Here is a 20,888-nt window from a genome sequence, read left to right as displayed (position 1 = left end):
GTTACCCCGGGCTGGCTTCAACCCGCCTTGTTCACCCGCATGTACCAGTCCACCAGCCGGCGGACCTGGCGCTCGGTGTAACCGCGCTGGATCATCCGCTGCACGAATTCGGTATGCCGCTTCTCCGTCACGCTGTCCTGCTTGGAGCCGAAGCTGATCACCGGCAGCAGATCTTCGACCTGCCCGAACATCCGCTTCTCGATGACTTCGCGCAGCTTTTCATAGCTTGTCCATGACGGGTTACGGCCGTGGTTTCTGGCCCGCGCGCGCAGCGTGAACTTCACCACTTCGTTGCGGAAGTCCTTGGGATTGGCGATGCCGGCCGGCTTTTCGACCTGCGACAGTTCGTTGTCCAAAACCTCGCGATTGAGGATCTGGCCGGTATCGGTATCCTTGAAGTCCTGATCCTCGATCCAGGCATCGGCATAGGCGATGTAGCGGTCGAACAGGTTCTGGCCGTATTCGCTGTAGGATTCCAGATAGGCCTTCTGGATCTCGTGGCCGATGAACTCGGCATAACGGGTGGCGAGCTCCGACTTTATGAAATCGAGATAGTCCGCCTCGGTTTCCTTCGGGAACTGCTCGCGCTTGATCGCCTCTTCCAGGATGTACATCAGATGCACCGGATCGGCGGCGACCTCTTCGGTGTCGTAGTTGAAGGTCTGCGACAGGATTTTGAAGGCAAAGCGGGTGCTGACGCCGGTCATGCCTTCATCGACACCGGCCGCGTTTCGGTACTCCTGGACCGACTTCGCCTTGGGATCGGTTTCCTTGAGGTTCTCGCCGTCATAGACGCGCATCTTGGTGTAGAGCGGCGAATTGTCGTGTTCGGCCAGGCGGGTCGAAACGGTGAACCGGCTGAGGATATCGAGCACTTCCGGAGCGCAGGGGCTGGAGGCCAATTCGCTTTCGCGCAACAGCTTCTCGTAGATCTGCCGCTCTTCGGTGACGCGCAGGCAATACGGCACCTTGACCACCAGGATGCGGTCGAGGAACGCCTCGTTGTTCTTGTTGTTCTTGAACTGCAGCCATTCCGATTCGTTGGAATGGGCAACGATGATGCCCTGATAGGGGAAAGCGCCGAAATTCTCGGTGCCGTTGTAGCTGCCTTCCTGGGTCGCGGTCAGCAGCGGATGCAGCACCTTGATCGGCGCCTTGAACATCTCGACGAATTCGAGCAGTCCTTGCGTCGTCCGGTTCAGGCCGCCGCTATAGGAATAGGCGTCCGGATCGGACTGGCTGAAGTTTTCCAGCTGCCTGATGTCGACCTTGCCGACCAGGGCCGAAACGTCCTGGTTGTTCTCGTCGCCCGGCTCGGTCTTGGCGATGCCGATCTGGCGAAGCCTGGACGGCATCAGCTTGACGACGCTGAATTTGGAGATGTCGCCGGACAATTCGTCGAGGCGCTTGGCCGCCCAGGGCGAGATCAGGCCGTTCAGCCGCCGCCGGGCGATGCCGTATTTGTCCTCCAAAAGGTCGCCCATGCGGTCGGGGTCGAACAGCCCGAGCGGCGATTCGAAGACCGGGCTGACCTGGCCGCCGACCTTCAGCGTATAGATCGGACGCTGCTCCATCAGCCTTTTCAACTGCTCCGCAAGCGAGGACTTGCCGCCGCCGACCGGGCCGAGGAGATAGAGGATCTGCTTGCGTTCCTCAAGTCCTTGCGAGGCATAGCGGAAATAACCGGCGATACGTTCGATCGTATCCTCCATGCCGTAAAAATCGGCGAAGGTCGGATAGATCTTGATCGTCCGGTTCGAAAAAATACGGCCGAGCCGCTCGTCCTTGCTGGTATCGACAAAGGTCGGCTCGCCGATCGCCTCGACCATCCGCTCGGGCGCCGAGGCGTACATCGACTTGTCCTCGCGGCAGGCAAGCAGATATTGCTGGAGGCTTATCTCCTCCTGCGCCGCATTCTTGTAAACCTCGGAAAACAGATCGAAGACGTCGGATTGATTCTCACGCATGGTATTCCTAGCCCCGGAGCCGGTGTGGCTGCACGTTTGTCTCTTGAACAACCAAATGTCGGAAAGCCCTTGTGGTTCCCTTCACTTTGCAGAGAGTGCCTGTGACCGAATGATAAGACTCTAGATAAGAGCATCCTGCATGCCGACAAGGCGTGGAACGTCCTGCTCGAGGCACAAAATCCTGAATCACGCCACGCGGTGCGGGCGACCTCCGACAAGACGGAGGAACGGTTCTGGTCCTTCCCGGTTGTGAGGGAAAGGAGACGGTTCGATGTTTGAGACTAGTTTGTGGTTGCTCGTTGTTGCAGGCGGTCCACTGCTGCTGGCAATCCTGATCGCCTACGCCCTGCTCACCCAGCGCCGTCGCGGCCCGGCGGAGCGCAGGGAAAGCGAGCGCGCGACCGAGCGCCTGTACCAGGAAAAGAAGGACTGACCGACGGGATCGCAGCTCAGCTGCGGGCAACCGCCAGCCCGGCCACTTTTTCGGCGCGCAGCAGCATGCCGAACAGGTCACGCGGCTCATCGGGATCGGCCAGAAGGTCTAGTTCCTCGTAAAGGCCGGTCCGCTGAAGCTGATCGCGGACGTAGCGTAGCGCGGAAAAATCCTCGATCGCAAAGCCGACGGAATCAAACAGCGTGATCTGTCCGGCGTCCGTCCGGCCTGCTGCCTTTCCTGTCATCACCTGCCACAATTCGGTGATCGGATGGTCCGCATCGAGCTGCTGGCTCTCGCCTTCGATGCGCGTCTGCGGCGGATATTCGACGAAAATATCCGAGCGCAGCAGAATGTCGCGATGCAGCTCGGTCTTGCCCGGGCAGTCGCCGCCGACCGCGTTGATGTGCACGCCGGACCCGACCATGTTGTCGGTCAGGATTGTTGCCGATCGCTTGTCGGCGGTTACCGTGGTGATGATCTGTGCACCTTCAACGGCCTCCTGCGCCGACGCGCAGAGCTTGATGTCGAAACCCATGCCGGCAAGGTTCTTCATGCATTTGGTCGAGGCCGCCGGGTCGATATCGTAGAGGCGCAGCCTGTCGACGCCAAGCAGCGCCTTGAACGCAATAGCCTGAAATTCCGATTGCGCGCCGTTGCCGATGATCGCCATGCATCTGGCGGCCCCGGGAGCGAGGTATTTCGCCGCGACCGCCGAGCTGGCCGCCGTTCGCAGGGCAGTCAGGATGGTCATTTCCGAAAGCAGCATCGGATAGCCGTTGCCGACATCGGCAAGCACGCCGAAAGCGGTCACGGTCTGGCGGCCGTCACGCGTGTTCTTCGGATGCCCGTTGACGTATTTGAAGCCGTAAAGCTGCCCGTCGCTGGTCGGCATCAGCTCGATGACGCCGTCAATGCTGTGCGAGGCGACGCGCGGCGTCTTGTCGAACAGCTCCCAACGCCTGAAATCCTCTTCGATATAGGCGGCAAGCTCGACCAGGAAGCGCTCGATGCCGATGGCAAGCACCAGCTTCATCATGCGGTCGACGCTGACGAACGGAACGATGTTCAAATTGACGGTCATCGCTCAGAACCCCCTCGTCGGGCGATCCATGATCCGCCGGCCCATCAGGCTTGCGGTCAGGTCGACCAAAAGCGTGGCGGTGCGGCCGCGCTCGTCGAGAAAAGGGTTGAGTTCGACCAGGTCGAGACTGGTGACGAGCCCGCTGTCATGCAGCATTTCCATCGCCAGATGCGCCTCGCGGAAGGTGGCGCCGCCGGGAACGGTGGTGCCCACCGCCGGCGCGATCGACGGGTCGAGAAAATCGACATCGAGGCTGACATGGAGCATGCCGTTGGCGGCGCTCACCCGTTCGAGAAAGGCGCGAAGCAGTTGCGCGATGCCGTGCTCGTCGATCGAACGCATGTCGTGGACCGTCACGCCGGCTCTGCGCAACGCATCCCGTTCCGCCAGGTCCACGCTGCGGATTCCCAGCGCGCATATGCGAGCCGGGTCCACCTGCGCCGCGAGGCGGGGGAAATAGCCCTCGAAGCCGGGCTGCCCGCTGGCATAGGCCAGCGGCACGCCATGCAGATTGCCGCTGGTCGTCGTGTCGAGCGTATGAAAATCGGGGTGGGCGTCGAGCCACAGCACGAAGAGCGGCCGGCCGGCCTTCGCCGCCCGGCGAGCAATGCCGGCGAGCGTGCCGGCCGAAATGCTGTGGTCGCCGCCGAGAAAGATCGGCATTGCGTCGGCGCTCGCGGCATAGGCGCTTTCGCTGATCGCTGCCGTCCAGGCGGCGATTTCCGGCAGCGCCTTCACCACCGCGTTGCCGTGTACGACAGGGCGCATGTCGGCAGGGACAATCGTTCCGAGGTCGGTCAGCGTATGGCCAAGCTCGGTCAGCGCGCCGGCCAGACCGGCCGTGCGCAGCGCGCTCGGCCCCATCTCGCAGCCCATCCTGCCTGAGCCCGCCTGGATCGGAGCCCCAACGATCGTGCAATGCATTCTCATACCCCACCAAATTGCGATGCTTTAGTGAAGCCCGCATCGCTGGCAGAATGAACATGTCAAATTGGCAAATTTGTTGAAGTGCCTTATCATAGTGGCAGCATCTACTTCCGTTGTGAGCAATCATGGACCGGCTCGACGAGCAGATCATCACCTCTTTGCGGCATGACGCCGGCGCAGCATTTCCGACCTTGCCGTTAGCCTGGGTGTCTCCCGGGCAACGGTAAGGTCCCGGATCGAGCGACTTGAAAGAGACGGCGTCATCGTCGGCTACACAGTCATTCTACGCGCCGACGCAGTCGATCAGCGGGTGCGTGGCATCATGATGATCGAAATCGAAGGCCATGCCGCAGATCGCGTCATCCGGGCGCTGGGCGGCTTCTCCGAGGTCTCGACGATCCACACCACCAATGGCCGTTGGGATCTGGTGATAGAACTCGGAACCCAGACGCTGAGCGAGTTCGATGCGGTGCTGAGACGTATCCGCCTGATCCCCGGAATTACCGGCAGCGAAATAAGCCTGCTCCTGGCAACGCCGCGCACCACCAAAGCGCGGCTGTGACCTTCGCCCGTGACCTGTAGCGGTAACGAAGCTACGGAACCGTCAATTGCCGCCGCGGTTAGAGCAATTCCAGGAAAAGCGTGGAACGATTTTCCGTTCGGAATTGCGTCAAAACAAAGAGATTAAGCGGTTCAGCGTTTCCGCGAAACCGTTCCATGCCCGGACAGGCCTTCTTCGAGGGAGAACAAGCATGGCTCACGCCCAGCAGGAACTCGTCGAATTCGTTATCAGCAAAGCCTTCAATCCGGTCATGCGGGCCAAACCCGACGGAAAACCCGATGCCGAGCGCAAGACGCTCGAACATGTCCAGCAGGCCACGAAGGCCGAGATTGAGCGTTATCGCGGCTACAGCTCGGCCGAGGAGGCCGCGACCAATTTCAAGCGCGACCTGAATTCCGACGCTGCCAAAAGTTGCACGCCCAGTTGCGCGCCTGCATCTGCCGACGATCGAGGACATTCGCGACGATTTCGAGGACAAGGCCCACGAGCTAGGCGTCAAGGCCTCGCCGTAGATCCGCGACCCTCGGTGACGTCCGTCCGGTTGTCATCACAATCCGTCCTTGATCGGAGGCCACCCCGACCGAACCGTCTCGGGGATGTTGTCCGACGTCAGCTCGCCCCGATTGAGCTTTTCAATCGCTTCACCGGCTTCGCTTTCGTCGAGATCGGAAAGCGGCAAATCCGCCGACCACGACGGCCTCGTCACTCTCGCTGTCATAGACCTCCCAAAGGCCTTCCGGATCCTGTCGTTTGTCGTAAACGGTTGGCAAGGCCATTTCCGTAATCACTCCTGCAGGCAACGCCGCTATTGTACGGCCGCTACCCATTTCAGGGCCTGGGCCTTCTCGTCCTCCGGGAACACCCGCGCCTCGATTTGCGGAAACAGTGCGTCCGTCATTTCCGTTGCTGCCTTGATCCCCTGCTTGTCGGAAATCACGGCGGCACGTTTGAAGCGGTGGAGCTCGGCAAGTTTGCGCAACCCATACTGCAGGTCGCACCGCAAGGCGCCAGCCGTCATGTCTTCGAAATCGGTAAGGTCAGTCAGGACGCCGATGTCCTTGTGGTCGCTCAGTTTCGCTTCGATGGCCGGGATTGGCTGGCTGCCTGAAACAAACTCGGGCCATTCGCGGATGTTCCCTGCCAAAAGCGTGTTTCACTTCGACCTAAAATGACGATCGGCTGGCTTCCTGACCGGTCCTCGGATCGCCTGCGTGACGACGGTATAACGCGTGATTTGGCCCTCCACGGGGTCCTCTCCGTGGAAGTGGATTTCTGCATTCAGCGGCATCTGCGCGGTGTTGCCGAATTGCTTGACCGCGCACGCATGCACGAGCTGTACGTCGGGGTCACGCGTCATGGCCTCCATTGCCGCAAGCTCTGCCGTGCTGCTGCCGCCGATCCGCCAGCTGGCTTCCAGCACACCCGATCGCCAGATGCCCGAGGAATCGACACCTTGGCCGATGTCGTAGTTGCGCCTCGAGGCGAAGAATCCGGGATGGCCAAGCATCGCCGCGTCGTAGGTCCTCGCCTGCGCCACAGCCAAAGTCAGCGCCGGAGACAGCTGCAGCCTGTCGAGCGCTTCCCATCCGCCGCGCACGACGACCAGATCGGATCCGCCGTAAACGGGCTGTCCGGCATTGTCGGCGGTCATCCGCTGCACGCCGTAATAGCTGACCGATGTTCCGTCGATCGCGGTTCTGCCAATGCTCAGCGTGACAATGTCGCGAAGCTCCGTTTCGAGAACAAGCCCGTATTCGCTTAGGTCGGAGGATGGATATCGTTCCAGCAGCCTTTCGATATCGGCGACCGTCGCGGCGGTGTGCTGGTCGCGGCCCCGCGAAGCGCGCGGTGGCTTGAACCGGACCAGCCCGAGCTGCAGCAGACGTTCCGCTGCGCGCAGCGCGTCATCGCGTGAAAATGCGGTGTAGCCTGGCAGTACGGCCGCGCCGACGGCGCTGCCGAAGCCGGTTGGCCAATCTTTTGGCCGTGCCGCCGACCCGTCCACCAGCTCGTGGGTTATGGCCTTGGTGGTTGCGAGGCGCCAGGGCACCACACCGCCGAAGAGGTCGTCGGGCCCGTTGATGCCCAGTTGGACCGCATCGGCGGCAAGCAGGCTGTCGTCCGGCACGAAATACAGCCCGCCGTTGTCACCGCCCCAGTCACGCAGGCCCTGGCGGAAGGAAAATCCCTTCAACGCCGCAATCGTGCGCGCGACGGCAGCGACGGTCTCCCATTCGTGGGCATAGATGGTCTCGCCGCCCGGCGCGGAGAACGCGACCACAACACCTTTTGCTCCGCCCGATTGTGTGCCGCTTAGCCCGGTCATGTCGCGCCGCCCTTCGTCCATTGCCGGGCCCATTGCCGTTATTCCGCGGCGATGCGTCCGAACCGAAAAACCCGCTTCCTCGGCGAATGTTCCGGGCAACGGCGCGCTATCCGGTTTGACCGAGTTGCGGCGATCGGAACATCGGCGGCTCATGGTTTTTATGCGGGAGCCTCAGACAGGGTGATGGATGTGCTCAAGGAGGCCGCGCCCCGCGCCCTGGGAGCGGCCGAGGTCGTCGACACATTCGAACGGGCTTGAGACCGAGCTGGCTGTCGCATGAACTGCGGCCAACGGCCGGAACTGTCACTAGCGGTTCATGTTCATGATCGCATTCGTCGGCATCAAATTGTGGTCGAGGTTGGCCATGATCCAGATCGAGCCGCCGATCACCAGGACGACGATCAGCACGCCGAAGGCAAGCGCCAGGGCGTTGTTGGTGTTGTCCGGCCCCGTCGTGATATGCAGGAAGAAGACGAGATGCACGCCCATCTGCGCGATCGCCAGCACAATCAGCGCCACCGGGATGCCCGGTGCCCATATAAGGTTGGTTCCGAGCAACCAGAACGAGGCGATGGTCAACAGCGTTGCCAGCCCGAGGCCGATCACATAGCCGCGTAACCCGGATCCGACCTCGGCGTCGCCGAGGTATTCGTCACCCGGCGCCGTATCGATGTCGTAGCGCTCCAGGCCATCGGTGTCGCGCCTTTGCGCATGGCGGTCGTCAGCATTGCTCATCGACTTGCTCCCAGGAGATAGACCACCGTGAACAGGGCGACCCAGATGATGTCGAGGGCGTGCCAGAACAGGCTGAAGCACATGAAACGCCGAAGAATATCGTCGCGGAATCCCTTGGCGAAGATCTGCGCCATCATCGTGAGCAGCCACAGCAGCCCCGCCGTCACGTGCAGGCCATGGCATCCCACCAGCGTGAAGAACGCCGACAGGAAAGCACTGCGCGTCGGTCCGGCATCGCGGGCAATCATATGCGCGAACTCGCGCAGCTCGAGCAGGATGAAGCTGGCGCCGAGCACGAAAGTGAGAGCCATCGCAACATAGAACCAGGAGCTTCGCCGCGCGGTCACGGCGAGGCTGGCGAGACCGCAGGTAAAGCTCGACAACAGCAGGGCCGCCGTCTCGATCGCGACGTTGCGCAGGTCGAACAGCTCGGCTCCGCTTGGTCCGCCCGCCGTCTTGCCCGCCAGCACAGCGTAGGCCGCAAAGAAGGCCGAGAACATCACGATGTCGCTCAGAAGGAAGATCCAGAAGCCGTAGCCGACGACGATCCGGATCGGTGCCGGTCCGCCGTCGCCATGGCCGGGGGCATGGCCGTGCCCGCGATGGCCGAGGTGGTAGGGGTCACGCTCTCGAACGTCGATCGCGGTCATGGCCTTGGCCCCGTATACGTGGCCAGCGCCTCGCGGCGGGCACTTCGGTTGGCGCGGTCGATCCGGGCGACTTCGGCGGCAGGAATGACGTATTCGGGTATGTCGCGCCACGCGAATACGACGAAGGTGGCGAAAGCACCGAGCGCGCCGAGCGCCACCATCCACCAGATGTGCCAGATGAGGGCGAAACCCATCACGGTCGCAAAGAAGGCGCAGATGAACCCGGTGGGACTGTTGCGCGGCATCTCGATCGGCTCGTATTCAGGCTCGTCGCGCAGCCGGTTTTGCTCGCGTGCCCGCTGCTTGATGCTCCAGTAGGGCTCTTCGCCCTCGACATGCGGAAGCGCGGCGAAGTTGAAGACCGGCGGCGGCGAGGGTGTGGCCCATTCCAACGAACGCCCGTCCCAGGGATCCCCGGTGACATCGCGAAGCGCCGCGCGCTGTCGGATGCTGACGACGAGCTGAATGATCTGGGCGACCACGCCGGCGGTGGTGATTAACATGCCGGCGCCGGCAACCAGCACCCAGGGATACCAGGCCGGCACGTCGAAATGCTGCATGCGGCGGGTCATGCCGAGCAGGCCGACGGTGTAGAGCGGCACGAAGGTGGCGTAGAAGCCGATCAGCGTCAGCCAGAAGGCCAGCTTGCCCCAGCCCTCGTGCAGCCGGAATCCGAATGCCTTGGGAAACCAGTAGGTATATCCCGCGAAGGCGCCGAACAGCACACCGCCGATGATGACGTTGTGAAAATGCGCCACCAGGAACAGGCTGTTGTGAAGCAGGAAATCGGCTGGCGGCACGGCCAGCAACACGCCCGTCATGCCACCGATGACGAACGTCACCATGAAGCCAAGCGACCACAGCATCGGCGTCGCGAAGCGGATGCGGCCGCCATACATGGTGAACATCCAGTTGTAGATCTTCACGCCGGTACCGACAGCGATGATGCTGGTGGCAATGCCGAACGCGGCGTTGACGTCGGCGCCGGCGCCCATGGTGAAAAAGTGGTGCAGCCACACCATGAAGGAGACGATGCAGATGAAGAGCGTCGCGGCCACCATCGAGCGGTAGCCGAACAGCGGCTTGCTGGAGAAGGTGGAGATGACCTCCGAGAAGATGCCGAATGCCGGCAGGACGAGGATGTAGACCTCGGGATGGCCCCAGGCCCAGATCAGGTTCACGAACATCAGCATGTTGCCGCCGGCTTCGTTGGTGAAGAAATGAAAGCCGAAATAGCGGTCGAGCGTCAGCATCGCGAGCGTGGCGGTGAGGATCGGGAAGGCGGCGACGATGAGCAGGCTGGCGGCGAGTGAAGTCCAGCAGAACATCGACATGCTGAGGTAGCTCATGCCAGGCGCCCGCATCTTCAGGATCGTGGTGACGAAATTGATGCCGGTGAGCAGCGTTCCGACGCCCGCTATCTGCACCGCCCACAGATAATAATCGACGCCGACGCCCGGCGAGTAGGCGGTCTCGCTGAGCGGCGGATAGGGCAGCCATCCGGTACGCGCGAATTCGCCGATCACCAGCGAGATGTTGACCAGCAACGCACCGGTGGCGGTGAGCCAGAAACTCACCGAGTTGAGCGTCGGAAAGGCAACGTCGCGGACGCCGAGCTGCAGCGGCACGACCAGGTTCATCAGGCCGATGACGAACGGCATCGCCCCGAAAAAGATCATGATGGTGCCGTGGGCGGAAAAGACCTGGTTGAAGTGGTCGGGCGGCAGATAGCCGGGCGCCTGGAAGGCGAGGGCTTGCTGGGACCGCATCATGACGGCGTCGCTGAAGCCGCGCAGCAGCATCAGCAGCGCCAGCAGCGTGTACATGACGCCGATCCGCTTGTGATCGACGCTTGTGATCCATTCGCGCCACAGATAGGGGAAATGGCCGGCCAGGAAGACCCAGGCCAGCACGCCGAGGATTGCCAGGGCGACGACCGCCGAGGCGATCATCGGCAGAGGCTGATCGAACGGGATGACGTCCCAGCTCAATTTTCCGAGCATTGTCAGCCTCCTGTCTTGGGCGATACGCTCGGCTCGGGGCGACCGGCCTGGGGGCCGGGCGCGGGCGGAACGCCCTGCGTCGCGATCTCATGGAAAAGGTCCGGCTCGACCGAGCGATAGGTCGAAGGCGGCACGTCCAGGCTCTGTCTGGCCAGTTCCTGGTAGCTGGCCCTGTCGAGTGCCTGTCCTTGGCTTCGCGCCGAATTGACGAACGCGTCGAAGGCGTCGACCGCGACAGCATGCAGCACGAATTGCATGCCTGGAAAACCGTCGCCGCTGAAGTGGGCCGACCGCCCATAAAATTCGCCCTGCTGATCCGCCTGCAGGTGAAGCTGCGTCGTCATGCCGTTCATCGTGTAGATCATGCCGCCAAGCTGAGGCACGAAGAACGCATTCATGACACTTGCCGAGGTAAGCGAGAAATGCACCGGCCTGCCCGCCGGCACCACGAGCCGGTTGATGCTCGCGACATTCTGCTCGGGGTAGATGAACAGCCATTTCCAGTCGAGCGAGACGACCTGCACCTCAAGCGGCTGTTGCTGGGAATCCAGCGGCTTCATTGGATCGAGGTCATGCGACCCGATCCAGATGATGCCGCTCAGAAACAGGATGACGAGGATGGGGATCGACCAGACCACCAGTTCGATGCGTCCGGAATAGGCCCATTCCGGCAGATACCGCGCTCTTGTGTTGGTTTCCCGGAACCACCAGGCAAAGCCGAGCGTCGCCACGATCGTCGGGATGACGATGGCCAGCATGATGGCAACCGAATTGAGCAGGATCGTGCGCTGCGCCGCGCCGACTGGCCCGTGAGGGTCGAGCACGCCGCCCTGGCAGCCGGCAAGCAGCCCGGCAAGTAGCGTCGTCGCGCCGACGCGGCCAAGAACGGCACAGTTTCGAACGATCGCCCTCAGCAACATGAGATCTCGCCGTTTCCTGAAAACCGATTGGAACGTTGCAGGCAGCGTGGCTGCCAACCCCGAATGTGCGCGCCGGTGTGCTCCTGGCGACAGTTTCTTCACGCACGCGGCTCCGGCTGGCAGAACCACATGCCGTGGATGTCGTTAAGCGGTCAACCTGTCGAGAACCCCTCCAAATCCTAACAAACCAGCGGCAAATCCCACGCAACCAAAGCCAAATCTTAAGAAACCAGAAACAGTACCCAGATCGACGTTATCGCCAGAAACGTGGCGAATGCCAAGGCGGCAAACCGGTTCACGGCCGCGCCCACAGTTGGGCCATTTCGTCCGCTCCCTACGACTCGGCGCTGAATCCAGTGACGCTGCCCAATGATGCTGCTCAAGATGGTTGCGCCAACCGAACGTATGTTCGTCGCGAAAGTTCCAAAAAGCCAGACCCGTCGCAGCCTTTGGTTGAAGGCCGGCGACAATGCGATGCGCACCAGCGGCGGTTGGGGCGGTTTCCCTGCCAAACGAAGTCGAGACTGGTTGCGTATGTAAAAACTACTTGTCTAGGTGAAAATAGTTGCTACTAATCGGCTGGGCGGTTCAGGGAGGAATTTCGGGCATGACAAGACTGCGCGGTCTCGCGTGGGATCACCGACGCTGCTGGGGTCCGCTCGACGCCAGCATCGGGCCGTATTGTGCCGCCAATCCCGGTCTTGAGATCGAATGGGACCGCCGCAGCCTCTACGAGTTCGGCGAGGGCGCGCTTGGTCCGGTGCTCGGCGCCTATGATCTTGTCGTGTTCGACCATCCGTTCATCGGCGATATTGCCGAAGGCGGGCTGATGGTGCCGTTCGATTTGTCGGCTGAGCAGCGCCGCGGCTTCGAACGGGATTCGGTCGGCGCATCCTGGCAATCCTACGCAAGGGACGGGCGCCAATGGGCGTTGCCGATCGATGCTGCCTGCCAGGTTGCCTCGTATCGCCCCGATCTCCTGGAGCGCTACGGGCCGCTGCCGCGCAGCCATGACGAGGTGCTGGAGCTCGGCCGGCGCGCCTTGAAGGGCGGCAAATGGCTTGGGCTGCCGTTGGTGCCGACTGACGCCATGTGCCTGCTTTTGACGCTGGGCGAACCGCGGGAAGACGGCGACGAGTTCATTGCCAGGGAAAAAATCGAGCAGGCCGTTGGGCAATTGCGCCAGCTTGCGGCGCTGTCGCATCCGGATTCGCCGAAATGGAACCCGATCCGCTGCTACGATCATATGATCGCGCATGACGATGTGGTCTACGTGCCGTTCGCCTTCGGCTATGTGAACTATGCCTTCAAGGCAGACAGGCCGTATCTGCGCTTCGCCGATGTGCCGACGCCGCGATCCGCCGGCGCCTTGCTCGGCGGCGCCGGCATCGGCGTCAGCGCCCAATCGAAACACAAGCAGGCAGCCATCGATTACGCGCTGTTTCTGTGCTCGCCCGGCTATCAGCGCGGCGACTATGTGAAATCCGGCGGACAGCCGGGATCGCTGGCGGCGTGGCAGGATGCCGAGGTCAACGCGCTCTCGGGCGGCTTCTTCGCCTCGACGCTGGCGACGATCGAAGCCTCCTATCTGCGCCCGACCCATACGGGCTTCATCAGCTTCTTCCGCCAATGCGCCCCTCATGCTGCCGCGGCCATCGCCGGCGAATTGCCGGCGGCCGAGCTCGCGGATCGGCTGAACCGGCTCTATCGCGAGACCAGGCATGGCCAGCCGCAACGGAGCGTCGCGTAATGGCCACCGATATTGCCCAGATCGTCGACGAAGGCGAAAGCGGCCGCAACGGCTATCGCGTGCCGGCGGTGGAGAAGGCGCTCGATATCCTGGAATTCATGGCTGCCAGCGGCGAGCCGCTGACCCAGACAGAGATCGCCACCGGAATGGGGCGCTCCATTCACGAGATCTACCGCATCCTGCTGCTGCTGGAGAAGCGCGGCTACATTTTCCGGACGCTATCGGACCGCTTCCGCCTGTCGCTGAAGCTATTCGAGCTGGCGCATATGCATCCGCCGGTAAACCGCCTGGTCGAATGCGCGCTGCCGGTGATGCGCGGCCTCGCCGCCAATGCCGACCAGAGCTGCCATCTGGTCGTGCGCGAAGGTGAGAGCGCGCTGGTCGTGCTGCAGATCGATTCGCCTTTGCCGATGCGTTATTCGGTTGCCCTCGGCTCGCATTTCCCGATCCTCGAGACGAGCTCCGGCGCGGTGCTGCTCGCGCATTCGAGCCGCGCCGAGCGCGACCGTATCGTCGAGCGGATCGTCGCTGCGGGCGAAGGCCAAGGCAGCCGGGCGGAAATCGAAGCGCGGCTGAACGACGTCGCAAGGCTCGGCTATGAAATGCGCGCTTCGCTGGCTGTCGAGGGCTGCACCAACATCTCGATGCCGGTGCGCGACCATACCGGCGCGGTCATTGCCGCGCTCACTGTCCCGTTCCTGCCGCAAAAGGCCGCCCGCTTCGATCGCAGCACCGTCTTTGAACGGACTAAGGCGGCGGCCGAGACGATATCGGCGGCGCTGGGCGCGGGCGAAGCTGCCAACTCTCCACGTGCCGACCCGGAACGGCGGGACTATCCGTTCAGCAACTGACAAGAAATACAGGGAGAAGAAACATGAACTGGTCCAAATCAATGCTGTTTGTCTCGGCGGCCGCGCTGGCTCTGAGCGCCGCCGCGGCACACGCCGAAAACATGCCGAAGCGCATCGGCTACGTCACCAATTACGCCACGCATGAGTGGTATCAGAACGTCATCAAGGGCATGCAGGCCCGCGCCAAGGAACTCGGCATCGAACTCGAGGTGCAGGACGCCAATCTCGACATCGCCAAGGAGGTTTCCGCCGCCGAAGACTTCATGGCCAAAGGCGTCGACGTGCTGATTGTCACGCCCGTCAACGAGGAAGGCGTCGTGCCGCTACTGCGCCAGGCGAAATCCAACAACGTTCCGGTCGTGCTCGAAGGCAATCCGGTCAAGGGCATGACCACCATGGTCGCGATCTGCGACTACGACACCGGCTACACCGCCGGCGTTGAAGCCGGCAAATACGCCAAGGAAAAGCTCGAAGGCAAAGCCAAGGTGATGAATGTCGGCCTGCCGCTGCTGTCCGCCACGGTGCTGCGTTCGCAGGGTTTCATGGACGGCCTGAAGACCATCGTCCCCGACGCGGTCATGGTCCACGACCTCGACGGCGGCGGCAATCCGGACCGCGCGCTCGAAGTCTCTTCGGCGGCACTTGCCAAGAACGCCGACATCAACATCATCTACGGCATCAACGATTCCTCGTCGCTCGGCGGCCTCCAGGCCTGGAAAGCGGCCGGCAAGTCGCAGGATGGCCTGTTGACGGTCGGCACCGGCGGCGAAGGCCTTGCCTTCATCAATGCCATGCAGAACGAGCCGTCCTATCGCATCGAAGCCGCGATGTTCCCGGAAAAGGAAGGCTACACCGCCATCGATGCAGCGGTTAAGCTCTTCAACGGCGAAGAGGTGCCGGAACACATCGTCAGCCCGACCGCGCCGATGAACGGCGACGACTGGAAGAAGTTCTACGACTACGACGGCACCACACGAACGATCAAATGGGATGCCGTCAATGCGCTCCAGCCACCGGAAAAATGCATGAAAACTTCCGCTGACCTGAAGAAGTAAGGATTCCGGGTAGCCCTTCCCGCGCGGCGGGAAGGGCATCGGACCGGATGCAGACGGGAAAACAGGTCAACCGCCCTGTTTTGGCCGGCAAGTTCCAAACGGCGACGCTGCCCGAAAATGAAATGGACATGAGCGAGCTTACGCAATCCTCCGCGCCAAGGCGTTTCATCGGCGGCCAGCTGCTGGGCAGCAGCCAGCTGGTGCTCGGCGTGATCCTGGCCGTGCTCTGCATCGCCATTTCGATTGCGGCGCCGCAATTCTATTCCGAGGCCAACATCATCGCCATCCTGCGCCAATGCGCGCTGGTGCTGATCGTCGCCTCGGGCATGACGATGCTGATCATCACCGCGGAAGTCGACCTGTCGGTCGGTGCGTCGCTGGCCTTTGTCGGCTGCATCGGCATGGCCGTACTCAATTCAACGCACAGCCTGACGCTCGGCCTGCTGGCGGCGCTCGCCTTTTCCGGTGCGGTCGGCCTGTTCAACGGGCTGGTTGTCACCAGGCTCAAGGTGAACTCGCTGATCGCCACCATCGGCACCATGATGATGCTGCAGGGCGGCGTCTATCTGTTCACCCGCGAAGCGGTGCAGAACCACCACCGGCTTGCAAGCTTCACCGATCTCGGCGCCGGCTATATCGGCGCGATCCCGCTGCCGGTGGTGATTGCCGCGCTGATTTTCGCGCTGGCCGCGGCAACGCTGCGCTTCACCACGCTCGGCCGCTATCTTTACGCGGTCGGCGCCAACGAGCGAGCGGTTCGCCTCTCCGGCGTGCGCTCGCAACGCCTGAAACTGTTCGCCTTCGTCGTCACCGGCCTTTGCGTCGGCATTGCCGGCATGATCCTGTCGTCGCTGATGAATGCGGGCCAGCCGACCGCCGGCCGCGGCTTCGAGCTGACTGTGATTGCCGCCGTCATCCTCGGCGGCACCAGCCTGCTTGGCGGCCGCGGCTCGCTGCTCGGCACGTTGCTGGGCGTGCTGGTGCTGAAGGTCATCGACAACGGCATCATCATCCTCGGCTGGAACCAGGACCTGCAGATGGTGGTGCCGGGCATCGTCATCATCCTGGCGACCTATCTCGACATCGTCCGGAACAGAGCCAATGTCGGTTGACTTCCTTCATCCCGGCAAAACCGCGGCCGTCGACAAAAGCGTGCCGGCGCTGGAGATGCGCGGCATCGGCAAGCGCTTTCCCGGCGTGATGGCGCTGGACAATGTCGATCTGACCCTGGAACCCGGCAAAATCCACGCCCTGATGGGCGAGAACGGGGCCGGCAAGTCAACGCTGATCAAGATCATGGCCGGGGTCTATGGCAAGGATGCCGGCACCGTCCGCCTGCGCGGCCGCGAGGCCGACATCAAGTCGCCGCACGACAGCCTGAAGGAAGGCATCAAGGTGGTGTTCCAGGAGATCGCGCTGATCGCCGAATTCAGCGTCGCCGAAAACATCTTCCTCGAAGGCTATCCGACCGGCAAAGGCGGCTCGATCGACTGGAAGAAGATCCGTGCCGATGCGGCCGCCTTGTTCAAGCGCATCGGCTTCAACGTCGACCCGGCGGCGCGCACGGGATCGCTGCCGGTCAGCCAGCAGCAAATGGTCGAGATCGCCCGCGCGCTCGCCCATGAAGCTCGCGTCGTGGTGATGGACGAGCCGACCTCCTCGCTGACGCCGAACGAGGTTTCGCTGCTGTTCACCGTCATCCGCCGGTTGGCCGCTCTCGGCATCGCGGTGCTCTATGTCAGCCACAAGCTCGACGAGGTCTTCGAGATCGCCGACACCGTTACCGTGCTGCGCGATGGCCGTCACGTCTCGACCAGGCCGATCGGCGAGCACACCAACGACACGCTGATCCAGGACATGATCGGCCGGCGCATCGAGAACCTGTTCCCGCGCAAGCGCAGTGCGCCGGGCAGCAAGGTAGCGCTTTCCGTTGAAGGGCTCAGCACCGCCAAGAAACTGAAGGACGTATCGTTCGAGGCGCATGCCGGCGAGGTCCTCGGCTTCTTCGGCCTCATGGGGGCCGGCCGGACGGAGCTCGCCAAGGCCATCGTCGGTTACGACCCGATCACTTCCGGCGCCATTTCGGTCGATGGCAGCCGGCTGCTGCCGCACGACACCCACACCGGCGTCCGGCTCGGCATCGGACTGCTCACCGAGGATCGCAAGAGCGAAGGGCTGATGGGCGAGCTGCCGGTCTACCAGAATGCCAGCCTCGNAGACGTGTGCTCTTCCGATCTCTATGTCGACCGTTTTCGCATCAGGACGCCCAGCCTGTTTCAGCAGGTCAAGAATCTGTCCGGCGGCAATCAGCAGAAAGTGCTGATCTCGCGCTGGCTGATGCGCGGTCTCAAGGTAATCGTCGTCGACGAGCCGACCCGCGGCATCGACGTCGGCGCCAAGTCGGAGATTTTCGCGCTCATCGACCGGCTCGCCGGCGAAGGCCTGGCGGTCGTCATGATGACGTCCGAAATGCCCGAACTGCTGGGCCTTGCCGACCGCGTCGCGGTGATGTGCGAAGGCCGCCTCACCGCGATCATGCCCCGCGACGAGGCCACGCAGGAGAACATCCTCAATGCGGCGATCGGCTAAGATGATGACGCTTCGCAAAGGGAGCAAGCGATGAGCCTTGCAGCCAGCCACTCCACCAAAGCCGGCCCGTCCATGCTGGCACGGCTGCTGGCGCGGCAGGAGCTCGCCCTGCTGCTTTGCCTGATCCTGGTGATTGCGTTCTTTTCCCTGACGGCGGAGAACTTCTTCTCGGTGCGCAACATCACCAATGTGCTCGGTCAGGCGTCGCTGGCGCTCACCGCCGGCATCGGCTGCGCCATCGTCTTCATGTCCGGCGAGGTCGACATCTCGATAGGGTCGCTGCTGGCGACCATCGCCCTGCCGCTGATCATCATCATGAACGAAACCAACTCGCTGCTGCTCGGCATCAGTGGTGCGCTGCTGTTCGGGCTGATCATCGGCGTGGTGAACGGCTATCTGACCGCCTATGCCGGCATCAACTCGCTGATCGTGACGCTGGGCACGATGTTCATCATGCGCGGCGGCGTCTATCTCTACACCGGCCAGCGCGCCATCCCCGACGATGCCGCGCTCGACAGCTTCATTGCGCTGTCGGACGGCCGCCTGTTCAATGTCATTCCGTATTCGGCGGTCATCGCCATCGTCCTGCTCGCCGTCTTCGCCTACATGATGCAGCATCGTCCGTTCGGACGGCAGATCTATGCCGTCGGTGGCAATCCGGAAGTGGCACGGCTGGCAGGCTACGACGTGCGCCGCGTCAAATTCATCTGCTTCATCATCAGCGCGCTGCTTGCAACGGTTGCCGGCATCATCCTGGCCGCCCGCGTCGGTTCGGCCCAGCATACGGCCGGGCTGAATTTCGAGTTCCAGGTCGTCGCTGCCACCGTGCTCGGCGGCGTGAGCCTTGCCGGCGGCGTCGGCAGCCTGACCGGCATGGCGCTTGGCGTGCTGATCCTGCAATTCCTGTCCAACGGGCTGCGCGGTCTCGGCCTGCCGACCGAGTGGCAACTGGTCATCACCGGCATGATCATCATTGCCGCCGTCGCCTTCGACGAAGCAAAGCGCCGGCGCGCCATTGGAGGCTGATATGGATCGTCTCAAAGGGAAAACCGCAACCGTTACCGGCGCCGCCGACGGCATCGGCCATGCGATCGGCGAGGCGATGGCAAGGGAAGGCGCGCACGTCTTCCTCGGCGACATCGCCGACGAGAAGGGTGAAAAATTCGCCGCGGAACTGCGCGCCGCCGGCCATCGCGCCGACTACGTCCATTGCGACGTGGCGGAGGAGGCCGACATCGCCGCCCTGATCGACGCAGCCGTCGCCAAGACCGGCCATCTCGATATTCTGGTCAACAATGCCGCTATCGCCATCGGCGGCATGCCGGTTCACGAAATGACCGACGAGCAGTGGCACCGGCTGATCGCGGTCAACCTGACCAGCGTGTTCCGCGGCTGCAAATATGCGCTGCCGCACATGATCGCGCAGAAATCCGGCTCGATCATCAACATGGCCTCGGCGCAAGGTCATATCGGGCTCGACGGCTGGACCGCCTATGCCGGCGCCAAGGGTGCGGTGATGGCGATGACGCGCCAGATGGCGGTCGAGTTCGGCCCGCTCAACATTCGCGTCAACTCGATCTCGCCCGGCACCATCAACACGCCAATGAACGACAAACTGGTCAAAGAGATCGGCGGCAACCTCGCCAAGGCCTGGGTGAAGATGCATCCGCTCGGCCGCATCGGCAAACCGTCCGAAGTGGCCGAAGCCGCCGTCTATCTCGCCTCCGACGCCGCTGGCTTCACCACCGGTACCGACCTGCGCGTCGACGGCGGCCTCACCGCAGCACCCCGCTACGTACCCGACCTGCTTTGACAACAAACGAGACAAAAATGAACAAGGCCCTCGAAGGCGTCCGCATTCTCGATTTCAGCCATCTGCTGCAAGGGCCGTTCGCCACGCAGCTGCTCGGCGACATGGGCGCCGACGTCATCAAGATCGAGCGTGCCGGCGCCGGCGACATGTTCCGCGGCATGACCTTCTTCGCCAAATGGGTCGGCGGCTCCGAAAGCCCGAATTTCCTCGCCTGGAACCGCAACAAGCGCTCCATCGCGCTCAATCTGAAGAGCCGCAAGGTGCATGCCATCATCATGGACATGGCCAAGAAGGCCGATGTGGTGGTGCAGAATTTCCGCCCTGGCGTGCTCGCCAGGCTCGGCTATGGCTACAAGGACTTTAAGGCGGTCAATCCCGCCATCATCTATTGCTCGGGCTCCGGCTATGGCGAGGAAGGCCCCTATGTCGAGCGTCCCGGCCAGGACATGCTGATCCAGGGATTGTCCGGGCTGATCTCCAACACCGGCCGCGGCGATCAGGCTCCTGTTCCGGCCGGCGCCGGCCTCGCCGACCAGATCGGCGCCATGAACATGGTTTACGGCATCCTGTCGGCGCTCTACTATCGCGAGAAGACCGGCAAGGGCCAGAAGATCGAGGTCAATCTGCTGGCCGGCATGCTGGCGCATCTCAATCAGGAATATGTCGCCGTGCTCAATCTCGGCGAGGATTTCGTGCGCCCGAATTCAGGCATCGGCCACCCCGGCATGCAGGCGCCGTTCGGTATCTACGAAGCGAAGGACGGCGGCTATGTGTCGATCGCCATGAGCCCGTTCAAGACGCTGTATGAAGTGCTGGAGGCGCCGCAGCTTGCTGTTTACGACGATCTGAAGACGCTGTTCGACAAGCGCGACGAGGTGTTCGACAAGGTCAACGCCGAAACCAGGAAGTTTGCCACGCAGGATCTGCTGGCGCGGCTGCTGGCGGCCGACATCTGGTGTGCCGAGGTGAAAGACATCCGCCGCGCAGCCGAAGACCCGCAGGTGAAGCACCTGGGCATGATCACCAGCTACGATCATCCGCGCGGCGGCAAGGTCAGGGTGGTCGCGCCGGCGGTCAAGATGAGCGAGACGCCGGCTACCATAGAACGGCCGGCGCCGCTGGTCGGCCAGCATGGCCGCGAGATACTGGCCGAGTTCGGCCTCTCCAGCGATGAGATTGCAGCGCTTGAGGCGTCCGGCGACATGACCGTGGATGCTGCCTGA

The 20,888-nt window shown here is 62.6% G+C and carries 20 protein-coding genes and 1 pseudogene; 11 read left to right on the top strand and 10 right to left on the bottom strand.

The annotated features are described in order from the left end of the window. Positions 1–17: 17 nt before the first annotated feature. A complete protein-coding gene (locus X760_RS61165; protein WP_023720504.1) occupies positions 18–1,967 on the bottom strand; it encodes a PrkA family serine protein kinase in 1,950 nt (649 codons plus the stop codon). A 271-nt stretch (positions 1,968–2,238) separates the two neighbouring features. On the opposite strand from X760_RS61165, the gene X760_RS77285 reads away from it, so the two are divergent. Continuing rightward, entirely contained in the window at positions 2,239–2,400 is a 162-nt protein-coding gene (locus X760_RS77285) for a hypothetical protein (RefSeq protein ID WP_023720503.1), read from the top strand. 16 nt (positions 2,401–2,416) lie between these two features. Here X760_RS77285 and X760_RS61160 read toward each other — a convergent pair whose 3' ends face one another. Beyond that, on the bottom strand, positions 2,417–3,484 hold the full coding sequence (locus X760_RS61160; protein WP_023720502.1) for an ornithine cyclodeaminase: 1,068 nt from the start codon (positions 3,482–3,484) through the stop codon (positions 2,417–2,419). A gap of 3 nt (positions 3,485–3,487) precedes the next feature. Next, a complete protein-coding gene (gene rocF, locus X760_RS61155; protein ID WP_023720501.1) occupies positions 3,488–4,408 on the bottom strand; it encodes an arginase in 921 nt (306 codons plus the stop codon). A gap of 128 nt (positions 4,409–4,536) precedes the next feature. Between rocF and X760_RS61150 the strand changes: the two are divergent. Then, positions 4,537–4,973: pseudogene (locus X760_RS61150) on the top strand (Lrp/AsnC family transcriptional regulator). 58 nt (positions 4,974–5,031) lie between these two features. Here the strand turns inward: X760_RS61150 and X760_RS76510 are convergent. The 7 genes from X760_RS76510 to cyoA all read right to left on the bottom strand — a co-directional run bounded on the left by X760_RS76510 (position 5,032) and on the right by cyoA (position 11,607). Further along, entirely contained in the window at positions 5,032–5,430 is a 399-nt protein-coding gene (locus X760_RS76510) for a hypothetical protein (RefSeq protein ID WP_023720500.1), read from the bottom strand. 348 nt (positions 5,431–5,778) lie between these two features. Further along, positions 5,779–6,117, bottom strand: coding sequence for an STAS/SEC14 domain-containing protein (locus tag X760_RS61140; protein ID WP_023720498.1), 339 nt, complete (start codon positions 6,115–6,117; stop codon positions 5,779–5,781). 9 nt (positions 6,118–6,126) lie between these two features. Then, positions 6,127–7,332 carry a DUF3182 family protein gene (locus tag X760_RS61135; protein WP_023720497.1) on the bottom strand — a complete coding sequence of 402 codons (1,206 nt, stop codon included), beginning with the start codon at positions 7,330–7,332 and terminating at the stop codon, positions 6,127–6,129. A gap of 273 nt (positions 7,333–7,605) precedes the next feature. After that, a complete protein-coding gene (cyoD, locus tag X760_RS61130) occupies positions 7,606–8,034 on the bottom strand; it encodes a cytochrome o ubiquinol oxidase subunit IV (protein WP_023720496.1) in 429 nt (142 codons plus the stop codon). Then, a complete protein-coding gene (cyoC, locus tag X760_RS61125; RefSeq protein ID WP_023720495.1) occupies positions 8,031–8,684 on the bottom strand; it encodes a cytochrome o ubiquinol oxidase subunit III in 654 nt (217 codons plus the stop codon). Before cyoC ends, cyoD begins: the two co-directional genes overlap by 4 nt. Beyond that, entirely contained in the window at positions 8,681–10,687 is a 2,007-nt protein-coding gene (gene cyoB / locus X760_RS61120) for a cytochrome o ubiquinol oxidase subunit I (protein ID WP_023720494.1), read from the bottom strand. The genes cyoC and cyoB overlap by 4 nt, the downstream gene beginning before the upstream one ends. Positions 10,688–10,689: 2 nt before the next feature. After that, positions 10,690–11,607 (bottom strand): ubiquinol oxidase subunit II, encoded by a 918-nt coding sequence (gene cyoA / locus X760_RS61115; RefSeq protein WP_084642829.1) that lies wholly within the window; start codon positions 11,605–11,607, stop codon positions 10,690–10,692. A 369-nt stretch (positions 11,608–11,976) separates the two neighbouring features. Between cyoA and X760_RS76505 the strand changes: the two genes are divergently transcribed. From X760_RS76505 to X760_RS61075, 9 genes are all read left to right on the top strand, one after another. Next, the gene (locus X760_RS76505; RefSeq protein WP_023720492.1) at positions 11,977–12,147 is read left to right on the top strand and encodes a hypothetical protein; all 171 of its coding nucleotides are present in this window, start codon (positions 11,977–11,979) and stop codon (positions 12,145–12,147) included. Between the two features lie 67 nt (positions 12,148–12,214). Continuing rightward, on the top strand, positions 12,215–13,357 hold the full coding sequence (locus X760_RS61110; RefSeq protein ID WP_031194444.1) for an extracellular solute-binding protein: 1,143 nt from the start codon (positions 12,215–12,217) through the stop codon (positions 13,355–13,357). Further along, on the top strand, positions 13,357–14,208 hold the full coding sequence (locus X760_RS61105) for an IclR family transcriptional regulator (RefSeq protein ID WP_023720490.1): 852 nt from the start codon (positions 13,357–13,359) through the stop codon (positions 14,206–14,208). The genes X760_RS61110 and X760_RS61105 overlap by 1 nt, the downstream gene beginning before the upstream one ends. 23 nt (positions 14,209–14,231) lie before the next feature. Beyond that, positions 14,232–15,263 carry a sugar ABC transporter substrate-binding protein gene (locus X760_RS61100; RefSeq protein WP_023720489.1) on the top strand — a complete coding sequence of 344 codons (1,032 nt, stop codon included), beginning with the start codon at positions 14,232–14,234 and terminating at the stop codon, positions 15,261–15,263. A gap of 128 nt (positions 15,264–15,391) precedes the next feature. After that, positions 15,392–16,375, top strand: a complete 984-nt coding sequence (locus X760_RS61095; RefSeq protein WP_023720488.1) for an ABC transporter permease — start codon at positions 15,392–15,394, stop codon at positions 16,373–16,375. Then, positions 16,365–17,852, top strand: a complete 1,488-nt coding sequence (locus X760_RS61090; RefSeq protein ID WP_023720487.1) for a sugar ABC transporter ATP-binding protein — start codon at positions 16,365–16,367, stop codon at positions 17,850–17,852. Before X760_RS61095 ends, X760_RS61090 begins: the two co-directional genes overlap by 11 nt. A gap of 30 nt (positions 17,853–17,882) precedes the next feature. Continuing rightward, positions 17,883–18,878, top strand: a complete 996-nt coding sequence (locus tag X760_RS61085; protein WP_023720486.1) for an ABC transporter permease — start codon at positions 17,883–17,885, stop codon at positions 18,876–18,878. 1 nt (position 18,879) lies between these two features. Beyond that, a complete protein-coding gene (locus tag X760_RS61080) occupies positions 18,880–19,665 on the top strand; it encodes an SDR family NAD(P)-dependent oxidoreductase (RefSeq protein ID WP_023720485.1) in 786 nt (261 codons plus the stop codon). A 17-nt stretch (positions 19,666–19,682) separates the two neighbouring features. After that, entirely contained in the window at positions 19,683–20,888 is a 1,206-nt protein-coding gene (locus X760_RS61075; protein ID WP_023720484.1) for a CaiB/BaiF CoA-transferase family protein, read from the top strand.

The organism is Mesorhizobium sp. LSHC420B00, from assembly GCF_000503055.1.
Classification (GTDB): Bacteria; Pseudomonadota; Alphaproteobacteria; order Rhizobiales; family Rhizobiaceae; genus Mesorhizobium.
The sequence above is the reverse complement of the archived record's forward strand: the minus strand, read 5'-3'. Positions and strand labels throughout refer to the sequence as shown.

Coding starts and splice junctions, on each gene's coding strand:
- X760_RS61165 (WP_023720504.1), bottom strand. CDS start 1,967: ATGCGTGAGAATCAATCCGACGTCTTCGATCTGTTTTCCGAGGTTTAC.
- X760_RS77285 (WP_023720503.1), top strand. CDS start 2,239: ATGTTTGAGACTAGTTTGTGGTTGCTCGTTGTTGCAGGCGGTCCACTG.
- X760_RS61160 (WP_023720502.1), bottom strand. CDS start 3,484: ATGACCGTCAATTTGAACATCGTTCCGTTCGTCAGCGTCGACCGCATG.
- rocF (WP_023720501.1), bottom strand. CDS start 4,408: ATGCATTGCACGATCGTTGGGGCTCCGATCCAGGCGGGCTCAGGCAGG.
- X760_RS76510 (WP_023720500.1), bottom strand. CDS start 5,430: ATGTCCTCGATCGTCGGCAGATGCAGGCGCGCAACTGGGCGTGCAACT.
- X760_RS61135 (WP_023720497.1), bottom strand. CDS start 7,332: ATGGGCCCGGCAATGGACGAAGGGCGGCGCGACATGACCGGGCTAAGC.
- cyoD (WP_023720496.1), bottom strand. CDS start 8,034: ATGAGCAATGCTGACGACCGCCATGCGCAAAGGCGCGACACCGATGGC.
- cyoC (WP_023720495.1), bottom strand. CDS start 8,684: ATGACCGCGATCGACGTTCGAGAGCGTGACCCCTACCACCTCGGCCAT.
- cyoB (WP_023720494.1), bottom strand. CDS start 10,687: ATGCTCGGAAAATTGAGCTGGGACGTCATCCCGTTCGATCAGCCTCTG.
- cyoA (WP_084642829.1), bottom strand. CDS start 11,607: ATGTTGCTGAGGGCGATCGTTCGAAACTGTGCCGTTCTTGGCCGCGTC.
- X760_RS76505 (WP_023720492.1), top strand. CDS start 11,977: ATGATGCTGCTCAAGATGGTTGCGCCAACCGAACGTATGTTCGTCGCG.
- X760_RS61110 (WP_031194444.1), top strand. CDS start 12,215: ATGACAAGACTGCGCGGTCTCGCGTGGGATCACCGACGCTGCTGGGGT.
- X760_RS61105 (WP_023720490.1), top strand. CDS start 13,357: ATGGCCACCGATATTGCCCAGATCGTCGACGAAGGCGAAAGCGGCCGC.
- X760_RS61100 (WP_023720489.1), top strand. CDS start 14,232: ATGAACTGGTCCAAATCAATGCTGTTTGTCTCGGCGGCCGCGCTGGCT.
- X760_RS61095 (WP_023720488.1), top strand. CDS start 15,392: ATGAGCGAGCTTACGCAATCCTCCGCGCCAAGGCGTTTCATCGGCGGC.
- X760_RS61085 (WP_023720486.1), top strand. CDS start 17,883: ATGAGCCTTGCAGCCAGCCACTCCACCAAAGCCGGCCCGTCCATGCTG.
- X760_RS61080 (WP_023720485.1), top strand. CDS start 18,880: ATGGATCGTCTCAAAGGGAAAACCGCAACCGTTACCGGCGCCGCCGAC.
- X760_RS61075 (WP_023720484.1), top strand. CDS start 19,683: ATGAACAAGGCCCTCGAAGGCGTCCGCATTCTCGATTTCAGCCATCTG.